The sequence below is a fragment of the Crocinitomix algicola genome (assembly GCF_001661595.2).
In the GTDB taxonomy this organism is placed as follows: domain Bacteria; phylum Bacteroidota; class Bacteroidia; order Flavobacteriales_D; family Crocinitomicaceae; genus Crocinitomix; species Crocinitomix algicola.
The window spans coordinates 71,472-91,491 of sequence record NZ_LYPF02000020.1 but is presented as its reverse complement, the minus strand read 5'-3'; the positions used below and the strand labels follow the sequence as shown (position 1 = coordinate 91,491).

Below are 20,020 nucleotides of genomic sequence, written 5' to 3'. Positions count from 1 at the left end.
TTAACGGTTAAGTTTTTGACTTAAATCATCAATTTTTTTAGTCAATTCGTCAATTTTTGTGTGCAGTTCTTGAATTTCACTTTCGTCAATTTTGGGCAGTTTAAAACCGGCTATTTTATTCACTGTTAACTCATTTTTAACCAATTCATCTAACGGAAGTTTAAAGTGGGAAGATATTTTAATTAATGTCTCTAATTTTGGTTCTGCTCTGCCTTCTTCATACGCACCAATACTTGACCTTGTCAAGTCGAATAAAGCCGCAAAATCATTTTGATTTAGACCTTTAAAGAGACGTAATTTTTTAAAATTTTTTGCGAGTAAAGTTCTTTTCATAATTGAATAAAACCATTTAAATTAGTTTTTAGCTAATTTTATTAGTATATTTGAATGAATTTGAATTATATAACGCATGAAATTAACAAAAAATCTGCTGTTTATATCGAATAATTCTCCACCTTTATAAATTTACGAGTAGGTTTAAAAAGAATAAAAGAATTATTTATATTTGGTAGAATTAAAAGTAAAAACTGTAAAATATTATGAGTCACTTTGATAAAGTTAGAGAATATCTGCTTGAGCTAGAATATTCCATTGTAAAAGAAGACAAGGAGAATGAAATCTTTGTAATTGAATCGCAAGAAGATGGAATACAAAATGTTTTAATTGGGATTGCTGACCCCATTTTGATTATTGAGCAATATTTGTTTGATTTACACGGGGAAACAGCTGAAGTGACGAGAGAATTATTGAAAAAGAATAGAGATATCGTTCATGGTGCATTTGCACTTGATGATTCTGGTTCAAAGGTTATCTTTAGAGATACTTTGCAAGTAGAAAGTCTCGATTTAAATGAGCTTGAAGGAAGTTTAACTTCACTCATTCTATTATTGAGTGAATACACAGAACAGATTATCCAATTCTCAAAAAATTAAAAATAAGTAAGATGAATATTTTTAGAAGATTATTTCGAATCGGTTCAGCAGAAGCAAACTCGCTTGTTGACAAATTAGAAGATCCGATTAAGATGACGGAACAAGGAATCCGTGATTTAAAAAGTGATTTAAGTAAAGCTCTCGAAGCCTTGGCTGAAGTGAAAGCACTTGCAATTCGTGCGAGAAACGATGCAGACGCAGATACTGAAAAAGCGAAAGACTATGAGAAAAAGGCCATCTTATTATTGAAAAGAGCTGAGAAAGGTGAAATTTCAATGGAGGAGGCAGATCGTTTAGCTAGTGAATGTTTGGTGCAAAAAGAGGCACATATCGCTAATGCTGCAACAAATCGCGCCAATCAACAAAAGTTTGAAGCAAATGTCAATAAACTTGATGCGAATATTAAAACCTTACGTTCTAATGTCAAAAAGTATGAAGTAGAACTTAAAACACTAAAAGCAAGGGCGAAGGTTTCAAAAGCGACAAAAAATATTAATAAACAACTTGCGGATATTGATTCAACAAGTACTGTTTCAATGTTGGAACGCATGAAAGAAAAGGTTGATCAAGAAGAGGCGCTAGCAGAATCTTATGCGGATATTGCTGGAGAAAACACGTCTATTGATCAAGAAATTGACAAGGCACTTGATTCAGGATCAGCAGAAGTAAAAGCTGCTGATAGTTTAGCAGCACTTAAAGCTAAAATGGGAATGTAACTTTGCTTTGATAAAATTTTATTCTACTGTCTCCAAATTTGCATCGTGCGAGTTGGAGACAGTTTTTTTATAACCAAAAATCATCGCGCAGTAATTACTACGATAAATTGCAATTTTTTACGTTTTCCCTTTATGGCAAATAAACACTTTTACTACACTTCTCTTTTTATACTACTTTTTATTAGCAGTTTCTCATTTGGACAAATTAACCCCAGTCGTATTGACCTGGATGCTGAATCCCAAGAAGAGTTTGAAATCTTATCTGATACTTTGTCTAAATATCAGGTTTATTTTACGGGCGAAAATCACCGGTTTGCCACTTTTAATTCCGAGTTTCAATTCAAATTTCTTAAGTATTTACATCAAAATCATGACGTAAATCATTTTATTTTTGAACAAAGTCCTGGTTTATCATATATCATTAACCAAATTATTATCCATGATAAACAAACCCATTTACATTATTTAAAAGATATTTTTTACGGAGCATTTTATGACCTCGTTGTAGACTTACAAACGTATAATAAGAATTTACCAGATAGTAGCAAAATATGGGTTCACGGGATTGATATAGAGCGTTTTCCTGCATTTTCGATTTATGCGTTAAATGAAATGGTTGATACCCTCAGCAACCGTGTGGAAGGCGGAGAGGTTTTTGAGCAGATTAAGGCATTGGCAACGAGCAAAGCAAAAAGAGAAGGACCTGCAACTTTTTACACTGATCAATCAAAAGATTTTTCATTTCAGTTTGGCGAAGTTAGTGCATGGAGTTCGCTGAAATCAATAATTATAGGTGCAAAAGAAAATCAGAAAAGTCTAAGTGTGGCTCTTGGTCAGGATAGCAGCTTATTTTATGCGATACTGGACGGGATGGAAGTGGGCCAAGAGTGGTTTATGACCGAAAAAATAGGCGATATAAAATCCCCAATTATTCGAGAAAGATACATGTCCGATGAATTTGAGAGGGTTTATAAGAATGATCCTACAGGTAAATTTTATGGTCAATTTGGACGTTGTCATCTTCATAAAGATCAAAAAGCGAGGTATTGCTATGATTATTATATGAATTCAATAGCTAATCGAATTAACGATATCAATCCCGACTTGAATAATAGAGTTTTAGTCATCCCAATTCTTTATGCCAATTCTAAAAGAATGGATAAAGAAATGATTGAGAATATGGACTTTGAAGAACAGTATTTAAATACTGATGAATCTTATATAATTGACTTGGCTTATTTAGAAGGGAATCATGTGATAGACGGATTTTATCATGATTTACCATTTGTTATTCTATCAAATGCAAAAGCAGATGAGGATAACTATTATGATTGGGGGAACCGAATTGAAGAAATTCATCTTGGTGCTTGGATTGGGAATAGCTATTTTAATAAAATAAGTAGTTTAAACTTTGCATTAGCGGATATTGGAGCAAATTCGTTCGATGCTCGGATGTTAACTTACGGTTTTTCTGCTGATTATATGATATTAAGAGAGTCGGGACAATCATTTTCTTTTATTTATTACCCTGCAATATCAAACGGAGACCGCTTTCAACTAAGTGGTTTTAACGTGACTTTTGGTGGCAGTTATCCAGTAGGTAATAAATATTTTTTAGCTGCTTTTGGACTGGATCTTGGTTATGGACAAATGAAATTATTGGAAGAGCAAATAGGAGGGGACCCGAATTTGATTCAAATTGATAATAAAAACATTAGCGTTTATCGAAATGACATCTTTACAATTGATCCAAATGTTCAATTTCGCCTAACATTGCCCGTTATTAGTTTGAATGCAAAAGCTGGGTATGCCTTTGATGCGTCAGGAAAATATTGGAAACTAGACGGAAAAGCCAAAGACTTTACTAAAACTAGCTTTACTGCGCCTTATGTAATGGTTGGAGCAAGTTTTAACTTCAAAAATGAAGAATAAGATAACCTAGGTTCAACACTTGGTTTCAAATGATAATTTTTCTGTTAATTCATTAACGATTCTTCCATTTTATCTTATAAATTTGATACTTTATTATTATCAATTTACAAGATGACAGTGCTTAAAAAACAATATATAGAATACGATAGAAAAAACTTGACTGATGATGAGTTGATTAGGATATACAAAGCACTGGTTAAACCCCGTTTGATTGAAGAGAAAATGTTAATCCTCCTTCGACAAGGTAAAATTTCAAAATGGTTTTCAGGATGGGGACAGGAAGGAATTTCAGTTGGTGTTGGTTTGGGATTGGATCAAGATGAGTATATCTTACCAATGCATCGTAACTTGGGTGTTTTTACATCTCGTGAAATTCCGTTAAACCGATTGTTCGCGCAATTTCAAGGTAAAATGACGGGGTTCACAAAAGGTCGTGATCGTTCATTTCATTTTGGCACAAAAGAACATCATTTAGTTGGAATGATTTCTCATCTCGGACCTCAATTGGCAGTAGGTTCAGGTATTGCCTTAGCACACAAGCTGAAAGGTGAACAAAAAGTTTCACTCGCGATTACCGGTGACGGAGGTGCAAGTGAAGGCGATTTTCATGAAGCGCTGAATGTTGCTGCTGTTTGGGATATTCCAGTGATCTTTCTCGTTGAAAATAATCAATGGGGACTTTCAACTCCTTCGAATGAACAATTTAGGTGTAAACAATTCGTTGATAAAGGAATTGGTTATGGGATCGATGCTTTTCAAATCGATGGGAATAATATTTTGGAAGTTTACCATGCTATTCAACAAATATCTTCTTCGCTCAGAGAAAAACCTCGACCTTTTTTATTGGAGTGCGTAACCTTTAGAATGCGAGGACATGAAGAGGCATCTGGTACGAAATATTATCCGGATGGTATTCAGGATGAATGGGCGAAAAAGGATCCGGTTGATAACTATGAAAAATATTTAATTGATCAAAATATTCTTTCGCAAGATAAAGTTGATGAAATTCGAAAAGGAATAAAGAAGGAAATTCAAGATGAACTTGAAATTGCTTATGCTGAACCGAACATTACGCCGAATACGCAAGTTGAGATAAGTGATGTTTACGCACCTTATCAACCTAAAATTATCACTCCTAATTCAAGTGCTAAAACTGAAAAAAGGTTTGTTGACGCCATTTCCGATGGACTAAAACAAGCAATGGAAAAGCATGATGATTTAATTGTTATGGGGCAAGACATTGCTGAATATGGAGGGGTATTTAAAGTAACAGAAGGGTTTGTAGAACAGTTTGGTAAAGATCGGGTGAGAAATACGCCAATTTGTGAATCGGCAATTATTGGAGCATCTTTAGGCTTATCAATTAATGGAATGAAAGCGGTAATGGAGATGCAGTTCGCTGATTTCGTAACAGTTGGTTTTAATCAAATAGTAAATAACTTAGCAAAACTTCATTATCGATGGGGTGAAAATGCGGACGTTGTGGTTAGAATGCCTACAGGAGGTGGTTCTGCTGCTGGTCCTTTTCACTCGCAAAGCAATGAAGCTTGGTTTACGCATACACCAGGATTAAAAGTGGTTTACCCTTCTAGCCCCAGTGAAGCTAAAGGATTGTTAGCGGCGGCAATAGAGGATCCAAACCCTGTTATTTTCTTTGAACATAAAGGGCTGTATCGAAGCATACGTGAAGACGTGAATGACGACTATTATACATTAGAGATTGGTAAAGCCAATACGGTTAAAACAGGGGGAACTGCCACTGTTATAACTTATGGAATGGGCGTTCATTGGGCTGTAGAAGTTGTGGAGAAGCACGGGTTGGATGTTGAGATATTAGATTTGCGAACTTTACTTCCTCTAGATTTGGATGCAGTTTATGCTGCTGTCAAAAAAACTGGCCGTGTACTTTTATTGCACGAAGATTGCCTAACTGGAGGAATTGGTGGTGAGATTTCAGCATTAATAGCTGAACATTGTTTTGATTATTTAGATGCACCAATTATGAGGGAAGGTAGTTTAGATACACCTGTCCCGTTTGATGGTAATTTAGAGTTAAACTTTATGCCAAAAGAGCGATTTGAAGAGAAACTCTTGCGTTTAATCGCTTATTAATTTTTTGAAAGAAAGTGATTTTAGATTTAAAGTCGCTTTCTTAAATCTTTTTTGCAAGAATCAGCGAGGTGCTGAAAATCTACAGCAAATTCAAGCAACTCTTTATTGGGTTCTTTATCATATAGGAGGTGCCAAACCTCTAACAAACCAATTGAATCGTGCAATCGTTCTGATAGGTGCATCTGATCACCTGCTTTCACAGCTCCTTCTTCAATAACTCGAACGTAAATCCCTGGGAATGGAGCAGCAATAAATGATTTTATTATTTTTTGAGTATCGAACCTTATTCCAAGTTTAAAACATGGTTGTCTAGGCTGTGAAACCTGAACACGAGCATCGCCGAGGTGAAAAATATCGCCTATTTGAATTTGACTTTCATTTAATCCTTCAACTGTAATATTTTCTCCAAAAAAACCTGGATGAAGATCAACCTCTGGAAACTTTTTCCGCCAATACGAATAATGGTCCGCAGAGTATATATAGCATGCTTTATCAATTCCACCATGGTATTTGCGATCTATAACATGGTCTTTAACAACATCAGTTTTACCTAACCAGATAGCAGTGTTTACAGGTCGTTTAAAAATACCTGTTGTTACTTGTTTACCTCGCCATTCTACGGTCTTTTTTTCACCAATGTTTACGCTAAGAACTTTCATTTAAGGTGTTGAAATTGATACTGGAATAACTTTGCCGTTGATCCATTTATTCGCGTTTAAACTGAAGTCAGCAATAAATTCAGCCATTTCTTGGGCAGTTATTGGAGCTTGGTAACCTGGAAAAGCTTCTTCCAACATTTCTGTTTGAACCGCACCTAACGCAAGACAATTAACTTGGATATCTAGTTCTTTTAATTCTTCAGCAAGGCATTCGGATAGACCAGCGACCGCAGATTTTGAAGCACTATAAATTGATAAACCTGGAAACTTTGAACTTCCTTGAAATCCTCCCATAGAACCAGTGTTTACGATGTGTCCACCGTTTGTCATAAAGGGGATTGTAACTTGGCAGGATTGTAGTAAGCCAGATACATTGGTTTGCAAAGTTGTGTTTATTTCGTCAGGCGTCAATTCTAGCACGGGCTTATTGATCAAGAAACCTGCATTATTTATGAGTACATCGACAGAATCAAAACATTCTGAAATAGAATTGTGTAAAGTTTGTTTTAGATTCTCTGCCTTTAAATCCAGTGTACCAAACTTCAAATTGCCTGTGTTGCATTTTTTCTTTAAGTCGACAAGTTTCTCGACACTTCTAGCCAGTACAAGTACGTTGTGTGATTGACTTAGAGATTCTGCCAAAGCACTTCCAATACCACGACTTCCACCAATAATAACTATGTTTTTCATAACCCAAAATTAGATAAAATTATCAATTGGGTGATGATGTTGTATCGATTAGTATTCGTCAAAAGAAACAACAACTTTTTCGGAAGTAGGGTGAGCTTGACAAGTTAAAATGAATCCGTTTTCAACTTCATCTTCTTCCAAAGCAAAGTTTAAATCCATTCTCACTGTTCCTTCTAAAACCTTTGCTCGACAAGTACAACAAACACCTCCTTTACATGAAAAAGGTACATCAGCGTCTTCATCTTGAGCGGCCTGAAGGATATTTGTTCCATTCGAATTCAACTCAAACTCATATTCCTCATCATCAATTATTACTGTAACTTGACTTTCTATTGGAGCTCCGCTTTCAACTGAAACATTTTCCGTAGGAACAGAAACTGTGAATAATTCAAAATGTATTTTTTTACTATCGATTCCTTCTGCCAAATAAAAGTCTTTTATAGTCATAATCATCTCTTCAGGTCCACAAGCATATATACCAGCTATTGCTTTTCCTGCTTGATCTTTACTGAAGAATTCTGCACATTTTGCACGATCAATTCTTCCTGTTGTCAAAGCATCACCAGAATTTTCTTGGCTGTAAATATAAGTCAGTTTAAATCCATCATTAGCCGATGACAATGCATCTAGTTCATCTTTAAAGATTACACTTTCAGTGTTTTTATTACCATAGTATAATTGTATCGTACTCTCAGATTCTTCGTTGAGAATAGCTTTAATCATAGATAATACAGGTGTAATACCTGAACCAGCTGCATAAAAAACATAATGCGCTGAATTACCTTGCTTAGGGTTTACTTTAAAATTTCCCATTGGAGGCATTACCTCTAATTCATCACCCGATTTTAGCGTATTATTTGCAAAAGATGAAAATAAACCATTTTCTATCTCTTTTACCGCTACTGTTAATTGATGCTCATGTGGGGCAGAGCAAATTGAATAAGAACGTCTTACATCTTCACCGTTAATCAATGTTTTCAACGTTAAGTATTGACCAGGTTCAAATTTGAATTCACCAGCTAAAGTGCCCGGTACATCAAATGTAATCGAGACTGTATCTGCAGTTTCTTTGTTAATGTTAGCAACTTTTAAATTGTAAAACGACGTGCTCATATTTCTAAAATTTTGCGTAAAAATAACAGTATAATCTTTATAAACCGTGAATGAATAGAGAGAAATTTTAACAGTTTGATGTAAATATTTGAAATATTATTGTCATCTATTTTAAGTTTTTCTTTTTCAATCTAAATTTCAATCATTATCTTTAAGCTTTATTGATGATACTTGACAACTGTTCGGTATCCCTTACTCAAAACAATGCAAAAGATAAATTACCTCAAAGGCTTACTAATAGTCTTTATTACGTTTCCTTGCTTCTGCTTTTCCTATGATTTGGAAGAAGTTTCAAACTATAAAAAAAAATTTCCGGAAAACCTCGCCGTAATTTTAAGTCAACATGAAATAGTTGAAATAGAATTGGATAAAAAAACGGCTGATTTACAAATATTTGAAACTTGGACGGAAGAAGTCTTGTATTTGAAACCAACAGCAAAGTATTATACAAGCGATGCAATTTATACTTCTGAGTTTTTTGAGGATATTGTTTCTGTAGATGTAACTGTTTACACCAATGAAGGTAAAAAATTTAAGTTAAAAAAAGACGATTTTAATTTGGTAGATTCTCCACCAAGTAGTTGGGTCTTTCATGATGATGATAAGGAATTAGTGTTTGATTTAAAGGAATTAGGGGAAGGGTATAGAACAGTAATTTCATATAAAAAGAGGATTAAAAAACCAGAATTTTTTGGTTCATTCAATTTTATGGCACATTACCCTATAGTTGATAAACAAGTGGAAATACATTATCCCATAGAAGTGAAGATGAAATTTTACGAACGAAATTTTCATGATTTTGGAATCGTAAAGCATCAAGAAGAATCAAAAAAAGGAATGGTGTCGACCTGGCGAGTGAAAGAAGTAAAAGCGTTTGAAAAAGAAAAAGGGGCAACTAACATGAAAAATCACATCCCCTTTTTAATTGCTCAAATTGAGTCTTACAACAAGAATGATAAAGTGGAAAAATTGATCGGTTCTGTTGATGATTTACACAGTTATTTTCAAGAATTTTTATTGTTAAGTGATCAAATCCACAAAGGCGGAGAGGAATACGCTGAATTGGAACAGAATAAACCAATGGAAGACTTGGTTGATAGTTTACTTCTCGGAGTAGAGGGGCGGGTTCAAACAATCGATACAATTTTCAAATGGGTACAAGCGAATATTAAATATATTGCTTTTGAGGACGGAATTAATGGGTATGTACCCCGTTCATGCAGCAAAACACTTTCCAATCGCTATGGGGATTGTAAAGATATGGGAAACCTATTGGTTGCAATGTTGTCTCATGCTGGTATAGATGGTGCAAAAGTTGCATGGGTTGGTACACGAGATATACCTTTTTTGATGAGCGAAATCCCAACACCGCTGGCCTGTAATCATGTAATTTGTGTTGTTCAAAAAGAAGATAGTTCTTATTTTTATTTAGATGCAACTTCTTCTGAAGGTTCGATCTTCTATCCACCGAAAGGAATCCAAGGAAAAGATTTATTAATTCATGATGGAGTCGATGAATTTACCCTATTTGTTGTTCCTCCAGTAAAAGCGGATAGCAATTATTTGAAAAGTACCATACGTTATTACTGGGATGGTATAGACTCCCTCAGAGGATCAGGCGAAGATTCTTTTAGCGGTTATGAAAGAGAGCGAAAAACATATCGCTTAAATAATTCGGATGATGAAGATTTGTACGATTATGTTAAAGGAATAACCCTTGGAGGTTTAAATCGGTTTAAGTTAAATGATTTTAAAATTGAATATCTCGATGAAAGAAAAAAGCCTTTAAAAATCACTTATGATTTTGCAACTGATGATCCTTTTATTCGACATGACAGCGCCTTGATTTTTAATCCGACAATTTTTAAACCAAGGTTGACAAAGTATAACAAAAAAGACCATTCTTTAGCGCGATTTAAAAACCATCATCGTGTGGTTGATTATACTTTTGAATTTGAAATACCAAAAGGGTATGAAATCGATTATATTCCAATTGGAACTTCATTTAAGAGTGAATATTTTCATTACCAATCAACATTTAGCGTGCAAGAGACTAAAATTGTGGTAAACCACACTTATAAATATCATTTATTAGAAATTCCTCCAGCCTTATACGAAGATTGGAACAAGATGGCAGATGCAATAAATGCGTCAACAATTCAAAACATTATCCTCAAAAAAATAAAATAATTATGCGTGTAATTTTTGTGTTTCTCTTGGCGAGCTATGGTCTAAATTCGTGGGGTCAACAATATCCATTTCATAAGCATTATGATTTGGGTGAGGCATCAACTTACGCAACGGATGATGGAACTAAGCAGCTCTATTATTACACGAAATATCTGATGACAATTGAATATGATTATATTCCATATGTTGGTCACGTAAAATATAAAACAAAACATTATCGTGTTAAACTTAATGCTGATGTAGCTATTGAGGAGTTTAATAAAGTTTATATTCCAATGGAAAATGCGTATGGCATCATGAAAGCTGAAGCTCGGGTTATTAAACCAAACGAAGTGATTGATGTAGATGTTGATCTCGAACAATTTTACAGTGAAGAAGAGGGGGAGAACTATCAATATTTTCCAATTTCAGGATTGGAATTGGGAGACGAGGTTGAGATATTTTACTCATTAAGAATGGCACCATCGTATAATGGAGAACAATTTTTGTTTCAAGGAGAAATGCCGATTTATGATTTTGACTTTAGGTTAATTGCTCCAATTGATACTTATTTCAACTTGCTCTCGCAAAACGGACTTCCAGAACCTCAATTACTGGATACTATCCTACAAAAAAATGAATATTGGATCCATTTAGATACAATTCCAGCACTTAAAAGTGAATATTTTTCAGAATATAACAACGTATGTATGAGATTAGATGCTTCTTTGAGCAGCATTAAAGGAACTGTAGATGAAACTTATTCTCCCTATGATTCATACAGCTCATATGCAAAAGGAGCCTTTGCTTATTCATTATCAAAAAAAGATTTAAAAGCTTTAGAACAATTGTCTAATCGCTTAGGAGTTTCTAGGCTGAATAAGGAAATTGATAATATCAGAAAGATAGAAAATTACATGAAAAATGATTTTCTAGTAGGGTATGGAGAGCGCGATTTAAGTATTTATGAAATTATTGAACAAGGTAAATCTGATGGGATTGGAGCCATGAATTTATTTATGCGGCTATTAAGTTTTGTAGGAATCGAATTTGAATTTGGTCTTGTTTCCGACCGTTACGATTCTTACTTTTCTGATGAGATAGAGTCCGATAAGTTTATGCAAAATTATTTCATTTATTTCCCGCGAATTGACGAATACCTCGCACCATTAGATTTTGGTTCAAGGCTCGGTTATTTAGATCATGATTGGACTCCAAATAACGGTCTTTTCTTTAAGATGGAGAAAAACTACCTGAATGATAAACTGGAAGGAACGATCAAGCCCATTAAAACAACTCCATCAGCCTCTAATAGCGATAGCACTGTAATTGTCATTAATGTACATGACGACTACGCGTCAGCAGATATCACTATTGAGCGTTATATTAAAGGGTTTAAAGCAGGTGAACATCAAGTTTATTACCAAGTATACAATAAACAGAAAAAAGAAGAGGTGCACGATGAGCTATTGGATATTTTCAAGAACAATTCGAGATACGAATTAAAAGAAATAAAACATGCTAATTCAGCGGATGCTTTCCACAAACCTTTAATCGTTAAGGGAACAGTCACGTCCATGCATGCTCCTTTGTTTGAACGTGCAAACAAAATGGTTATACTGGATTTTGGAGTGTTTTTTAAGGAATATGTCGATCCAAAAGAGCTGGATAGAAAACAGTTTGATTTTGTCTTTGCTCATGCGCTGGTGAGGAGTAAAGAGATCCAAATAAACTTTCCAAATGACGTTAATTTGTTGAATACAGACGCCATTCCTGTATTTGATGATTTGGTGGACATCGAATCCATTCAGATTAGCTCGAACTTAAAACTTGAAAAAAACAAGATGATTTACAAGGTTCGAGATGAATATAAACAACAACGATACCCGGTTGATTTGAAGCAAGATATAATTAAAGTCTTTGACTTTCATGATGAATTAACGAAGGTTAAATTATTGATTGAGGAACAATAAAATAAAATCAATCCAATTGGATGAATTAATTGTTAATTACATGTTGAAAACTACTTTCAAATGCCAAGAACATCTTCGTTTTTAAGAATCTGAATTTGTATCTTTGCTTATTGCGAGTCTACACTCGTAGAGATGAATAAATGCGACTTCTTGATTCGTATTTAGAGGTAAATTTAAAAAGATTTATGAGCGAAGAACAAAGTAAAAAAGGCGGTTACGGTGCAGATAGTATTCAGGCCTTAGAAGGAATGGAGCACGTGCGTATGCGCCCTTCAATGTATATTGGTGATGTAGGAATTAGAGGACTTCACCACTTAGTATATGAGGTTGTAGATAACTCGATTGATGAAGCATTAGCAGGACATTGTGATCGAATTGAAGTAACAATTCTTGAAGGAGACGGGATACGAGTGTCAGACAATGGTCGTGGTATTCCTGTCGGATTACATGCTAAAGAAAAGGTGTCTGCCTTGGAGGTTGTTATGACCAAAATTGGTGCTGGAGGTAAATTCGATAAAGATTCTTACAAAGTATCAGGAGGTCTCCACGGGGTTGGTGTTTCGGTTGTAAATGCCTTATCTCGTCATTTAGAAGCTGAAGTTCATCGTGAAGGGAAAATTTGGCGTCAAGAATATGAACGTGGAAAAACTCTATATGCTGTAAAAGAAGATGGTGTATCGAATGAAAATGGAACGACGGTTACATTTTTTCCAGATCCACAAATTTTTGATCAACTTACCTACAATTATGACACGCTTGCTGCTCGTATGCGTGAATTGGCATATTTAAATAAGGGAATCACGGTTACTATTATTGATGAACGTGAAAAGGATGAAGAAGGCAATTTCAAACAAAATGTGTTCTACTCAGAAGAAGGATTAAGTGAATTTGTTAAATTCTTGGATGAATCACGGGAGGCTTTAATCGAAGAAGTGATACATATTGAAGGTGAAAAGAGTGGTATTCCGGTTGAAGTTGCCATGATCTATAATACTTCTTATGCTGAAAACCTTCATTCGTACGTTAATAACATCAATACCCATGAGGGAGGAACTCATTTGTCTGGATTTAGAAGAGGTTTAACAGGTACGTTAAAAAAGTACGCTGAAGAATCTGGGATGCTGGATAAATTAAAGTTTGAAATTGCGGGAGATGATTTTAGAGAAGGATTAACGGCTGTAGTTTCAGTGAAGGTTGCTGAACCGCAATTTGAAGGTCAAACCAAAACAAAACTAGGAAATAGAGAAGTTAATGCTCCAGTATCTCAGGCTGTTTCAGAAATGTTGACGGACTATTTAGAGGAGCATCCGAAAGACGCGAGAAGAATTATCGAAAAAGTAATTCTTGCTGCCACAGCGCGACACGCAGCGCGGAAAGCCCGTGAAATGGTTCAACGTAAAAATGTTCTAACAGGAGGTGGTTTACCAGGTAAGTTGGCAGATTGTTCTTCAAAAGATCCGGCAGAATCAGAAGTTTATCTAGTTGAGGGAGATTCAGCGGGAGGTACTGCGAAACAAGGGAGAGATAGACATTTTCAAGCCATTATGCCGCTTAGAGGTAAAATCTTGAATGTTGAAAAGGCAATGCAGCATAAGATTTTTGAGAATGAAGAGATAAAGAATATTTATACCGCATTAGGTGTTCGAGTTGGTACAGAAGATGATGAACGGGCATTGAATTTAGAAAAACTGCGCTACCACAAAATCATTATAATGTGTGATGCCGATGTGGATGGATCTCATATCGAAACGCTTATATTGACTTTCTTTTTTAGATATATGAAAGAGCTAATTGAAAAAGGTTATGTCTATATTGCGACTCCACCACTTTATCAAGTGAAAAAGGGAAAACGTTCAGAATACGCATGGAATGATGATCAACGCGATCGATTAATTATGGATATGAAAGGTTCAGGATCTGATTCAAGTGTGAGTGTGCAACGTTATAAGGGTCTTGGAGAGATGAATGCGGAACAATTGTGGGATACAACAATGAACCCTGAATTTAGAACTTTGCGCCAAGTCCAAATTGAAAATGCAATGGAAAGTGATAGAACTTTTTCTATGCTTATGGGTGACGAAGTAGCTCCAAGAAGGGAATTTATCGAAAAGAATGCGAAATACGCAAATATCGATACTTGATTTATTTTGAGTTTATTCATAAATGCCTCTTCAGATATGTTGAGGCATTTTTTTTTATCTTTAGCTTAACGGAATTTAATTTTATGGTGAAACAAGGCAAAATGCCCACTTTTGAAACAGTTGACGATTATATTCGTTCACAATCTGTTGAAGCGCAAGATGTATTAAATGAAATAAGGACCATAATTAAAGAAGTCGTTCCTGACGCCGAGGAGCTCTTAAACTATAAGGTGCCATCTTATACCTTAGTTCCAAATGGAAAAAGGGACCATCAAATTATGTTTGCGGCTTATGCAAAATTTATTGGTTTTTATCCTTTTCCCACAACAATTGAAGCATTTAAATCTGAACTTAAGAGTTTTAAAACAGGTAAAGGGTCAATTCAATTCCCTTTTAACAAACCCTTACCCAAGGATTTAATACGCAAAATGGTTCAATTCAGGTTGAACGAAATTCATGATTCTAATTTAAATGGTTAAAGATTCAAGCTTAATTTTTCTCCTTTTGACTGCACTTTTGTTCAGTTGCAGAGTGGCTTACCGTGTAATTTTAGGTGTGGATAGTACGCCAGAGTTTTATACAGAAGAAGATTTAAAAAAAGAGTGTAAAAAATTTGACATCCCACTTGAACAGGCTTGGATAATGGATACATCAATTTATTATCATGAAATAAAAAAGTACTATAAATCAATTTTTGAAAAAATAGACAAAAAAGATTCAATCGCCCTAAAACAAATTTATAGGGTTGCCAAAGATGATAGTCAACCCGTGCAATTACGTGTATTTGATCGGGAAGGAATTGAAATTTTTAAAACGGTCAATTGCTATCTCGACCCGCCAATTCCAATGGACTGGAATAGTAGGGGAGCCTTTAATCAGTTTCCTCCAAAAACTAAAATTGAAAGTTTGAATCAACATCACCTAAATTATGATTTCTTTCTTAACGCTGCTCACCCCATAGATAAAACTACCGCGGACAATGTAGGTAAAGTCGACCCTGACTATTTTGTGATTGTTATATGGAATACATACATGAAACGCGCCTCTCGTAAATTGATTAAGTTGATTGGTGAAAAATTTAGTAACCTTGAGCAGTCAATAGAATTCAAATACATTAATAATAACAATGCACTTATCTGGCAATTAGCCAATGATGAGCAGAAGGAAAAAATATTAAAAGCACTAAAAAAGAAAAAAAATGTCAATCACTAAAGAGTCTGAATTAATAGGAATGCAACGCGTAAGTCAAGCAGTTGCAAAGACGCTAAAGCTAATGAGAGAACATGCTAAAGTAGGTATGTCAACGAAAGAATTGGACGAATTTGGCGGACAAATTTTGAAAGAATTTGGAGCTAAATCAGCGCCATATTTGACCTATGGCTTTCCTGGTTACACCTGTATTAGTGTGAATGAGGAAGCTGCGCATGGAATACCTTCACCGTTCAAGATTTTGAAAGAAGGTGATTTGGTAAATATTGATGTTTCGGCAGAACTAGATGGTTTTTGGGCTGATAATGGAGGCTCGTTTGTTCTAGGAAAGGATTTGTACAATCATCAACCGCTTGTAGATGCTTCAAAAGCTATTTTAAGGAAAGCAATTTTTGCCACTCGTGGAGGGATTAAAATTTCTGACATTGGTGGTTTGATTGAAAAAGAAGCGAAGAAACGAGGTTTTAAAGTTATTAAGAATCTCGCTGGCCATGGAGTTGGTTTGAGCTTACATGAAGCGCCTGAAAATATTCTCAATTATCGTGTTCGTATGAATGGTGAACGATTCAGAAAGAATACTACAGTTGCAATTGAAACCTTTATTTCAACTAAATCAACTATAGCTGTTGAATTACAAGACGGATGGACCTTAGTTGGGAATAAAGGAGGTTATGTCACACAACACGAACATACTATTCTAATTACAGATAATAAACCAATTGTTCTTACTGCAGAGAATGAAATATGGGAGGCTGCTAGTTAATTAAATTTTAGTGCAACATTGTTGCATTACTTATATTTTCATTATTTTTACGATTCAATTCGTAAAACAGACTAATGAAAAGGAGAAACGTACTTAAAACAATTTTTTGGTCGGGTATTGTTATCAATTTTCAATTGCCACTTTGGGCAAAACAATCTAAAATAATGAAAATGAATCAAGAAAAGTATGACGTAATTATTATTGGAGGAAGTTATGCAGGTTTATCAGCTGCAATGGCCCTCGGACGATCCACTCGAAAAGTGTTGATTATTGATGGTGGTAAACCATGTAATCGATTCACCCCACACTCTCATAATTTTATTACCCACGATGGAGCTGAACCAGCAGCTATTTCTCAAAAAGCCAAAGAAGAAGTTCTTGAATACAATACTGTTGAATGGGTAAATGGAATGGCAAATAAAGTTGTTAGAGTAGATAATGGTTTTAAAATCTCCTTATCCGATAACCAATCTTTTTTATCGCAAAAAATAGTACTGGCAACTGGTATTAAGGATGTTTTAATGGAACAGCCGGGATTTAAAGAAGCTTGGGGGAACTCAATCATTCATTGCCCTTATTGTCATGGTTATGAGTTTAAAGAGAAATATACGGGAATTATCGCTAATGGTGATAAGGCGATGCATTTAGCAGGAATGGTGAATAACCTCACTAAACATTTAACAATTCTTACAAATGGAATGCCTCAATTTAATGATGATGATTTAAAAAAACTTGCAAATCACCAAATTGATGTAGTGGATAAAGAAATTTCAGCATTTAAACAAACTAATGGAAAGTTAGAGGCTGTAGTTTTTTCTGATAAAACTGAACTGTTATTTGAAGCGACATACGCTGCCTTACCGTTTGAACAAGCATCTGTCATAAAATCAACAGGTTGCGATTTGGATGAAGCTGGTTTTATCAAGGTAGATGAATGGAACCGTACTTCTGTCGAAGGGATTTATGCTGCGGGGGATAACTGCACTTTTATGCGATCTGTGGCAAATGCCGTAGCAGTAGGAAACAAAGTTGGTGCTGTTGTTAATATGGAACTTATCCACGAAAACTTTTAGAAGTCTCGATGAATTTTTGGGAACGTCATTTTCGAGAAAAAAAGAAAATGTGGGGATTGACACCTGCAAATTCGGCTTTGATAATAAGTGAATTGTTTAATAATGAAAACTTTACTAATATTCTTATCCCTGGTTTTGGATACGGTAGAAACGCTCTCCCTTTTTTGACGTATGGGGCAAAAGTAACAGGAATTGAAATTTCAGAATCAGCATTGAATTTGCGTTCTGAAGAATGGAACGAAAATCTTAAAATTCATTTAGGTTCAGTCTCCGAAATGCCTTTTGATAAACAAGTCTTTGATGGGATTTATTGTCACGGATTAATTCATTTGTTAGATCAGGTTGAGTGTAAAAAATTTATTAACGCATGTTATAATCAATTGAAAATGGGTGGAATTATGACATTCACTGGAATTTCCAAACACGATTTAAGTTATGGTAAGGGAGAACAAATTAGCGAGGATCGATTTGAAACACACCCCGGTGTATACATTCAGTTTTTTGATTTGAAAAAGCTGAAAAGTTTATTTTCGGGATATGGAATTGTATCAATCGAGCCAATAAATGAAGGACAGGAAATGTTTTTGATAAAATGTTTGAAAGAGTAGACTAACCAATCTATGAACAATTATTATTTCTTTTTTGGCCTAATTATTGGAAGGGAGTTGGAAACCAAAAAAGGTTTTAATATCTTGGTCGACAAAATGGTGTTTTTCAATGATGAATTACCTTTATATTTCGATTAGTTAAAAAAACCGTATACAATAACTAAAAAATAAACTATGAATTTAAAAAAACGTCTGATTAAAATTTCATTCGCTCTAACTTTATTGCTTGGCTTTGGAGCTAGTGCTAATGCTCAGGTAGAAGAAGGATCTATTATTATTGACCCTTATTATGGAGGACCAAATTTTGGAAAATATTTTGCCCAAGCAATTGTAACTTCTGCAGGTGAGGATGCCGAAGGAATTAAAATTGGAGGAGTTGGACCTGCAGGTCTTCGAGCTGAGTACATGGTAGGGGACAAATTGGGGGTTGGAGTTGATTTTATTTATAACACTTGGAGCGCAACATTCGATGTAGATTCCACAAATCCTGAGGGTATAACTAATCAATATGAAACCACCCTTAAAATGACAAGAATAAGAGTATTGGCAAGACTAAATTATCATTTCGCAACAACGGATCAATTAGATGCTTATGTTGGTTTCGCTGCTGGGTATAATGGAAGAAACTATAGTTTAAAAACGGAGCTTGAAGGGTATGATGATGATTTTATCAATGAACTTACAACGCTTCCAGCTTCTGCAAGAATTGCAATTGGGATGCGATACTATTTTACTGATAATATTGGCCTCAACGGAGAGTTAGGTTTAGGCGGACCATTATTTTCTGCTGGTCTGTCATTGAAATTTTAACACTTCAAAGAAATTTCAAAAGAGGAAGCAACCAAGCTTCCTCTTTTTTGTATATTTAATTCGTTATGCGTCTAAAAGAAATTTTATTTGTGCTTTTTGTCTCAATATTTTGTTGTGTTCCAAAAGTTAACGCTCAAGTACTTGAAGCCAAAGATTTAGTGTTAGAATTAAATATTGGGTACCCAAATATTAAACCTGTTCTAGGTAATTTAGGTGGGATTTCACATGGTGGTTTCGGTTCAGTTTTGAATGAAAAGTCAAGAGGCATAGGACAATTTACGGTAAAATCAGAGTTTTTGATGTCTGATCGAATCGGTTTTATAGCCTCGTTAAATTATCGCTATTTTTACGAGTTTGCACAGCGCGAATATGATATTTACGATGGTGATACCGATACATGGAGCGTTGGACGATATGATTATGAATCAAAATGGCATTATTTTAGATGGTTGTTCGGTTTTAATTTTCACTTATTACGCACTGATCGATTAGATACTTACCTAGGTATTCTTGGAGGTGGGAATTTTTCGTTAAGTAGCTTTTACTCAAATGATCCAAATGCCTCTCAACAAGAAGGTTTTAAACTACCTTTGAATGCGAGAGTTCATTATGGTTTGCGTTATTTTATTGATGATAATTGGGCCGTTAATGTGGAATTTGGTTTAGGTGGACCGCTCGTTAATGGAGGTGTTACATATAAATTTTAATCGTAATGAAATCTTTTTTATTTTTTTTAATAGTGCTCGGCAATTTTAGTTCTTATGCTCAAAACATAAATGAATACCTTAAAGTTCGGGTGCAATACAAGATAAAGTTTGGACAATATGACTATGAAGTATATGTGGATATTGGTAAAAACGGATCTCATTCGTTAGCAGGAAAAGTTGAGAACATGAATGAAAAAGTCAAAATTCATGATGACAACGGGCTGCTTGAATTTGAAAGCGACATTGATATCTTAAATTATTTAGGGGAACAAGGTTGGCAAGTAATTCAATCAAATAAAAATAAAATTTTAGATACAGAATACACGGAGTATTTACTAGAAAAACAGCATGAATAATAGATTAAATCAATCAAATAATTCTATCATTCTAGCTCGACAACTGTATACGGTATA

Annotated in this window: 19 protein-coding genes; 15 read left to right on the top strand and 4 right to left on the bottom strand. The window is 34.8% G+C overall.

Translation table 11 applies throughout. The features are described 5' to 3' along the window. Positions 1 to 333 carry a helix-turn-helix domain-containing protein gene (locus A8143_RS13330; RefSeq protein ID WP_066759333.1) on the bottom strand — a complete coding sequence of 111 codons (333 nt, stop codon included), beginning with the start codon at positions 331 to 333 and terminating at the stop codon, positions 1 to 3. A 203-nt stretch (positions 334 to 536) separates the two neighbouring features. Here A8143_RS13330 and A8143_RS13325 point away from each other — a divergent pair, with 203 nt between their 5' ends. The 4 genes from A8143_RS13325 to A8143_RS13310 all read left to right on the top strand — a co-directional run bounded on the left by A8143_RS13325 (position 537) and on the right by A8143_RS13310 (position 5,692). After that, on the top strand, positions 537 to 932 hold the full coding sequence (locus A8143_RS13325; protein WP_066759332.1) for a YbjN domain-containing protein: 396 nt from the start codon (positions 537 to 539) through the stop codon (positions 930 to 932). An 11-nt stretch (positions 933 to 943) separates the two neighbouring features. Then, positions 944 to 1,648, top strand: a complete 705-nt coding sequence (locus tag A8143_RS13320; RefSeq protein WP_066759327.1) for a PspA/IM30 family protein — start codon at positions 944 to 946, stop codon at positions 1,646 to 1,648. Positions 1,649 to 1,780: 132 nt separating this feature from the next. Beyond that, positions 1,781 to 3,580 (top strand): TraB/GumN family protein, encoded by a 1,800-nt coding sequence (locus A8143_RS13315; protein ID WP_139134357.1) that lies wholly within the window; start codon positions 1,781 to 1,783, stop codon positions 3,578 to 3,580. A 111-nt stretch (positions 3,581 to 3,691) separates the two neighbouring features. Beyond that, the gene (locus A8143_RS13310) at positions 3,692 to 5,692 is read left to right on the top strand and encodes an alpha-ketoacid dehydrogenase subunit alpha/beta (RefSeq protein ID WP_066759324.1); all 2,001 of its coding nucleotides are present in this window, start codon (positions 3,692 to 3,694) and stop codon (positions 5,690 to 5,692) included. A gap of 26 nt (positions 5,693 to 5,718) precedes the next feature. Here A8143_RS13310 and A8143_RS13305 read toward each other — a convergent pair whose 3' ends face one another. The 3 genes from A8143_RS13305 to A8143_RS13295 are packed head-to-tail and all read right to left on the bottom strand — an operon-like array spanning position 5,719 to position 8,154. After that, positions 5,719 to 6,351, bottom strand: a complete 633-nt coding sequence (locus tag A8143_RS13305; RefSeq protein ID WP_066759322.1) for an MOSC domain-containing protein — start codon at positions 6,349 to 6,351, stop codon at positions 5,719 to 5,721. Continuing rightward, a complete protein-coding gene (locus A8143_RS13300) occupies positions 6,352 to 7,041 on the bottom strand; it encodes an SDR family NAD(P)-dependent oxidoreductase (RefSeq protein WP_066759321.1) in 690 nt (229 codons plus the stop codon). A 48-nt stretch (positions 7,042 to 7,089) separates the two neighbouring features. Next, entirely contained in the window at positions 7,090 to 8,154 is a 1,065-nt protein-coding gene (locus tag A8143_RS13295) for a 2Fe-2S iron-sulfur cluster-binding protein (RefSeq protein ID WP_066759320.1), read from the bottom strand. A gap of 204 nt (positions 8,155 to 8,358) precedes the next feature. Between A8143_RS13295 and A8143_RS13290 the strand changes: the two genes are divergently transcribed. From A8143_RS13290 to A8143_RS13240, 11 genes are all read left to right on the top strand, one after another. Then, positions 8,359 to 10,344 carry a DUF3857 domain-containing protein gene (locus A8143_RS13290; protein WP_083261387.1) on the top strand — a complete coding sequence of 662 codons (1,986 nt, stop codon included), beginning with the start codon at positions 8,359 to 8,361 and terminating at the stop codon, positions 10,342 to 10,344. A 2-nt stretch (positions 10,345 to 10,346) separates the two neighbouring features. Beyond that, the gene (locus tag A8143_RS13285) at positions 10,347 to 12,296 is read left to right on the top strand and encodes a DUF3857 domain-containing protein (protein WP_066759318.1); all 1,950 of its coding nucleotides are present in this window, start codon (positions 10,347 to 10,349) and stop codon (positions 12,294 to 12,296) included. 185 nt (positions 12,297 to 12,481) lie between these two features. Continuing rightward, entirely contained in the window at positions 12,482 to 14,437 is a 1,956-nt protein-coding gene (gyrB, locus tag A8143_RS13280) for a DNA topoisomerase (ATP-hydrolyzing) subunit B (protein ID WP_066759383.1), read from the top strand. A gap of 83 nt (positions 14,438 to 14,520) precedes the next feature. Then, positions 14,521 to 14,916 carry an iron chaperone gene (locus tag A8143_RS13275; RefSeq protein WP_083261386.1) on the top strand — a complete coding sequence of 132 codons (396 nt, stop codon included), beginning with the start codon at positions 14,521 to 14,523 and terminating at the stop codon, positions 14,914 to 14,916. 25 nt (positions 14,917 to 14,941) lie between these two features. Beyond that, the gene (locus tag A8143_RS13270; RefSeq protein ID WP_175437544.1) at positions 14,942 to 15,649 is read left to right on the top strand and encodes a hypothetical protein; all 708 of its coding nucleotides are present in this window, start codon (positions 14,942 to 14,944) and stop codon (positions 15,647 to 15,649) included. Then, positions 15,636 to 16,409 carry a type I methionyl aminopeptidase gene (gene map, locus A8143_RS13265; RefSeq protein WP_066759314.1) on the top strand — a complete coding sequence of 258 codons (774 nt, stop codon included), beginning with the start codon at positions 15,636 to 15,638 and terminating at the stop codon, positions 16,407 to 16,409. The genes A8143_RS13270 and map overlap by 14 nt, the downstream gene beginning before the upstream one ends. A 74-nt stretch (positions 16,410 to 16,483) precedes the next feature. Beyond that, positions 16,484 to 17,482 carry an NAD(P)/FAD-dependent oxidoreductase gene (locus tag A8143_RS13260; RefSeq protein ID WP_245676511.1) on the top strand — a complete coding sequence of 333 codons (999 nt, stop codon included), beginning with the start codon at positions 16,484 to 16,486 and terminating at the stop codon, positions 17,480 to 17,482. 8 nt (positions 17,483 to 17,490) lie between these two features. Then, positions 17,491 to 18,090: a class I SAM-dependent methyltransferase gene (locus A8143_RS13255; RefSeq protein ID WP_066759309.1), complete on the top strand. Its 600-nt coding sequence runs from the start codon at positions 17,491 to 17,493 to the stop codon at positions 18,088 to 18,090. Between the two features lie 174 nt (positions 18,091 to 18,264). Beyond that, positions 18,265 to 18,900: an outer membrane beta-barrel protein gene (locus tag A8143_RS13250; RefSeq protein ID WP_066759304.1), complete on the top strand. Its 636-nt coding sequence runs from the start codon at positions 18,265 to 18,267 to the stop codon at positions 18,898 to 18,900. A gap of 65 nt (positions 18,901 to 18,965) precedes the next feature. Beyond that, positions 18,966 to 19,607: a hypothetical protein gene (locus tag A8143_RS13245; protein ID WP_066759303.1), complete on the top strand. Its 642-nt coding sequence runs from the start codon at positions 18,966 to 18,968 to the stop codon at positions 19,605 to 19,607. 5 nt (positions 19,608 to 19,612) lie between these two features. Further along, positions 19,613 to 19,963, top strand: a complete 351-nt coding sequence (locus A8143_RS13240; protein ID WP_066759302.1) for a hypothetical protein — start codon at positions 19,613 to 19,615, stop codon at positions 19,961 to 19,963. The last annotated feature ends 57 nt before the right edge of the window (positions 19,964 to 20,020 follow it).

Bases quoted from the DNA above. Each gene is read 5' to 3' on its own strand.
- A8143_RS13255 (WP_066759309.1), top strand. From the start codon at position 17,491: ATGAATTTTTGGGAACGTCATTTTCGAGAAAAAAAGAAAATGTGGGGA.
- A8143_RS13315 (WP_139134357.1), top strand. From the start codon at position 1,781: ATGGCAAATAAACACTTTTACTACACTTCTCTTTTTATACTACTTTTT.
- map (WP_066759314.1), top strand. From the start codon at position 15,636: ATGTCAATCACTAAAGAGTCTGAATTAATAGGAATGCAACGCGTAAGT.
- A8143_RS13275 (WP_083261386.1), top strand. From the start codon at position 14,521: ATGGTGAAACAAGGCAAAATGCCCACTTTTGAAACAGTTGACGATTAT.
- A8143_RS13260 (WP_245676511.1), top strand. From the start codon at position 16,484: ATGAAAAGGAGAAACGTACTTAAAACAATTTTTTGGTCGGGTATTGTT.
- A8143_RS13240 (WP_066759302.1), top strand. From the start codon at position 19,613: ATGAAATCTTTTTTATTTTTTTTAATAGTGCTCGGCAATTTTAGTTCT.
- A8143_RS13310 (WP_066759324.1), top strand. From the start codon at position 3,692: ATGACAGTGCTTAAAAAACAATATATAGAATACGATAGAAAAAACTTG.
- A8143_RS13250 (WP_066759304.1), top strand. From the start codon at position 18,265: ATGAATTTAAAAAAACGTCTGATTAAAATTTCATTCGCTCTAACTTTA.
- A8143_RS13330 (WP_066759333.1), bottom strand. From the start codon at position 333: ATGAAAAGAACTTTACTCGCAAAAAATTTTAAAAAATTACGTCTCTTT.
- A8143_RS13295 (WP_066759320.1), bottom strand. From the start codon at position 8,154: ATGAGCACGTCGTTTTACAATTTAAAAGTTGCTAACATTAACAAAGAA.
- A8143_RS13305 (WP_066759322.1), bottom strand. From the start codon at position 6,351: ATGAAAGTTCTTAGCGTAAACATTGGTGAAAAAAAGACCGTAGAATGG.
- A8143_RS13285 (WP_066759318.1), top strand. From the start codon at position 10,347: ATGCGTGTAATTTTTGTGTTTCTCTTGGCGAGCTATGGTCTAAATTCG.
- A8143_RS13300 (WP_066759321.1), bottom strand. From the start codon at position 7,041: ATGAAAAACATAGTTATTATTGGTGGAAGTCGTGGTATTGGAAGTGCT.
- A8143_RS13290 (WP_083261387.1), top strand. From the start codon at position 8,359: ATGCAAAAGATAAATTACCTCAAAGGCTTACTAATAGTCTTTATTACG.
- A8143_RS13245 (WP_066759303.1), top strand. From the start codon at position 18,966: ATGCGTCTAAAAGAAATTTTATTTGTGCTTTTTGTCTCAATATTTTGT.
- gyrB (WP_066759383.1), top strand. From the start codon at position 12,482: ATGAGCGAAGAACAAAGTAAAAAAGGCGGTTACGGTGCAGATAGTATT.
- A8143_RS13320 (WP_066759327.1), top strand. From the start codon at position 944: ATGAATATTTTTAGAAGATTATTTCGAATCGGTTCAGCAGAAGCAAAC.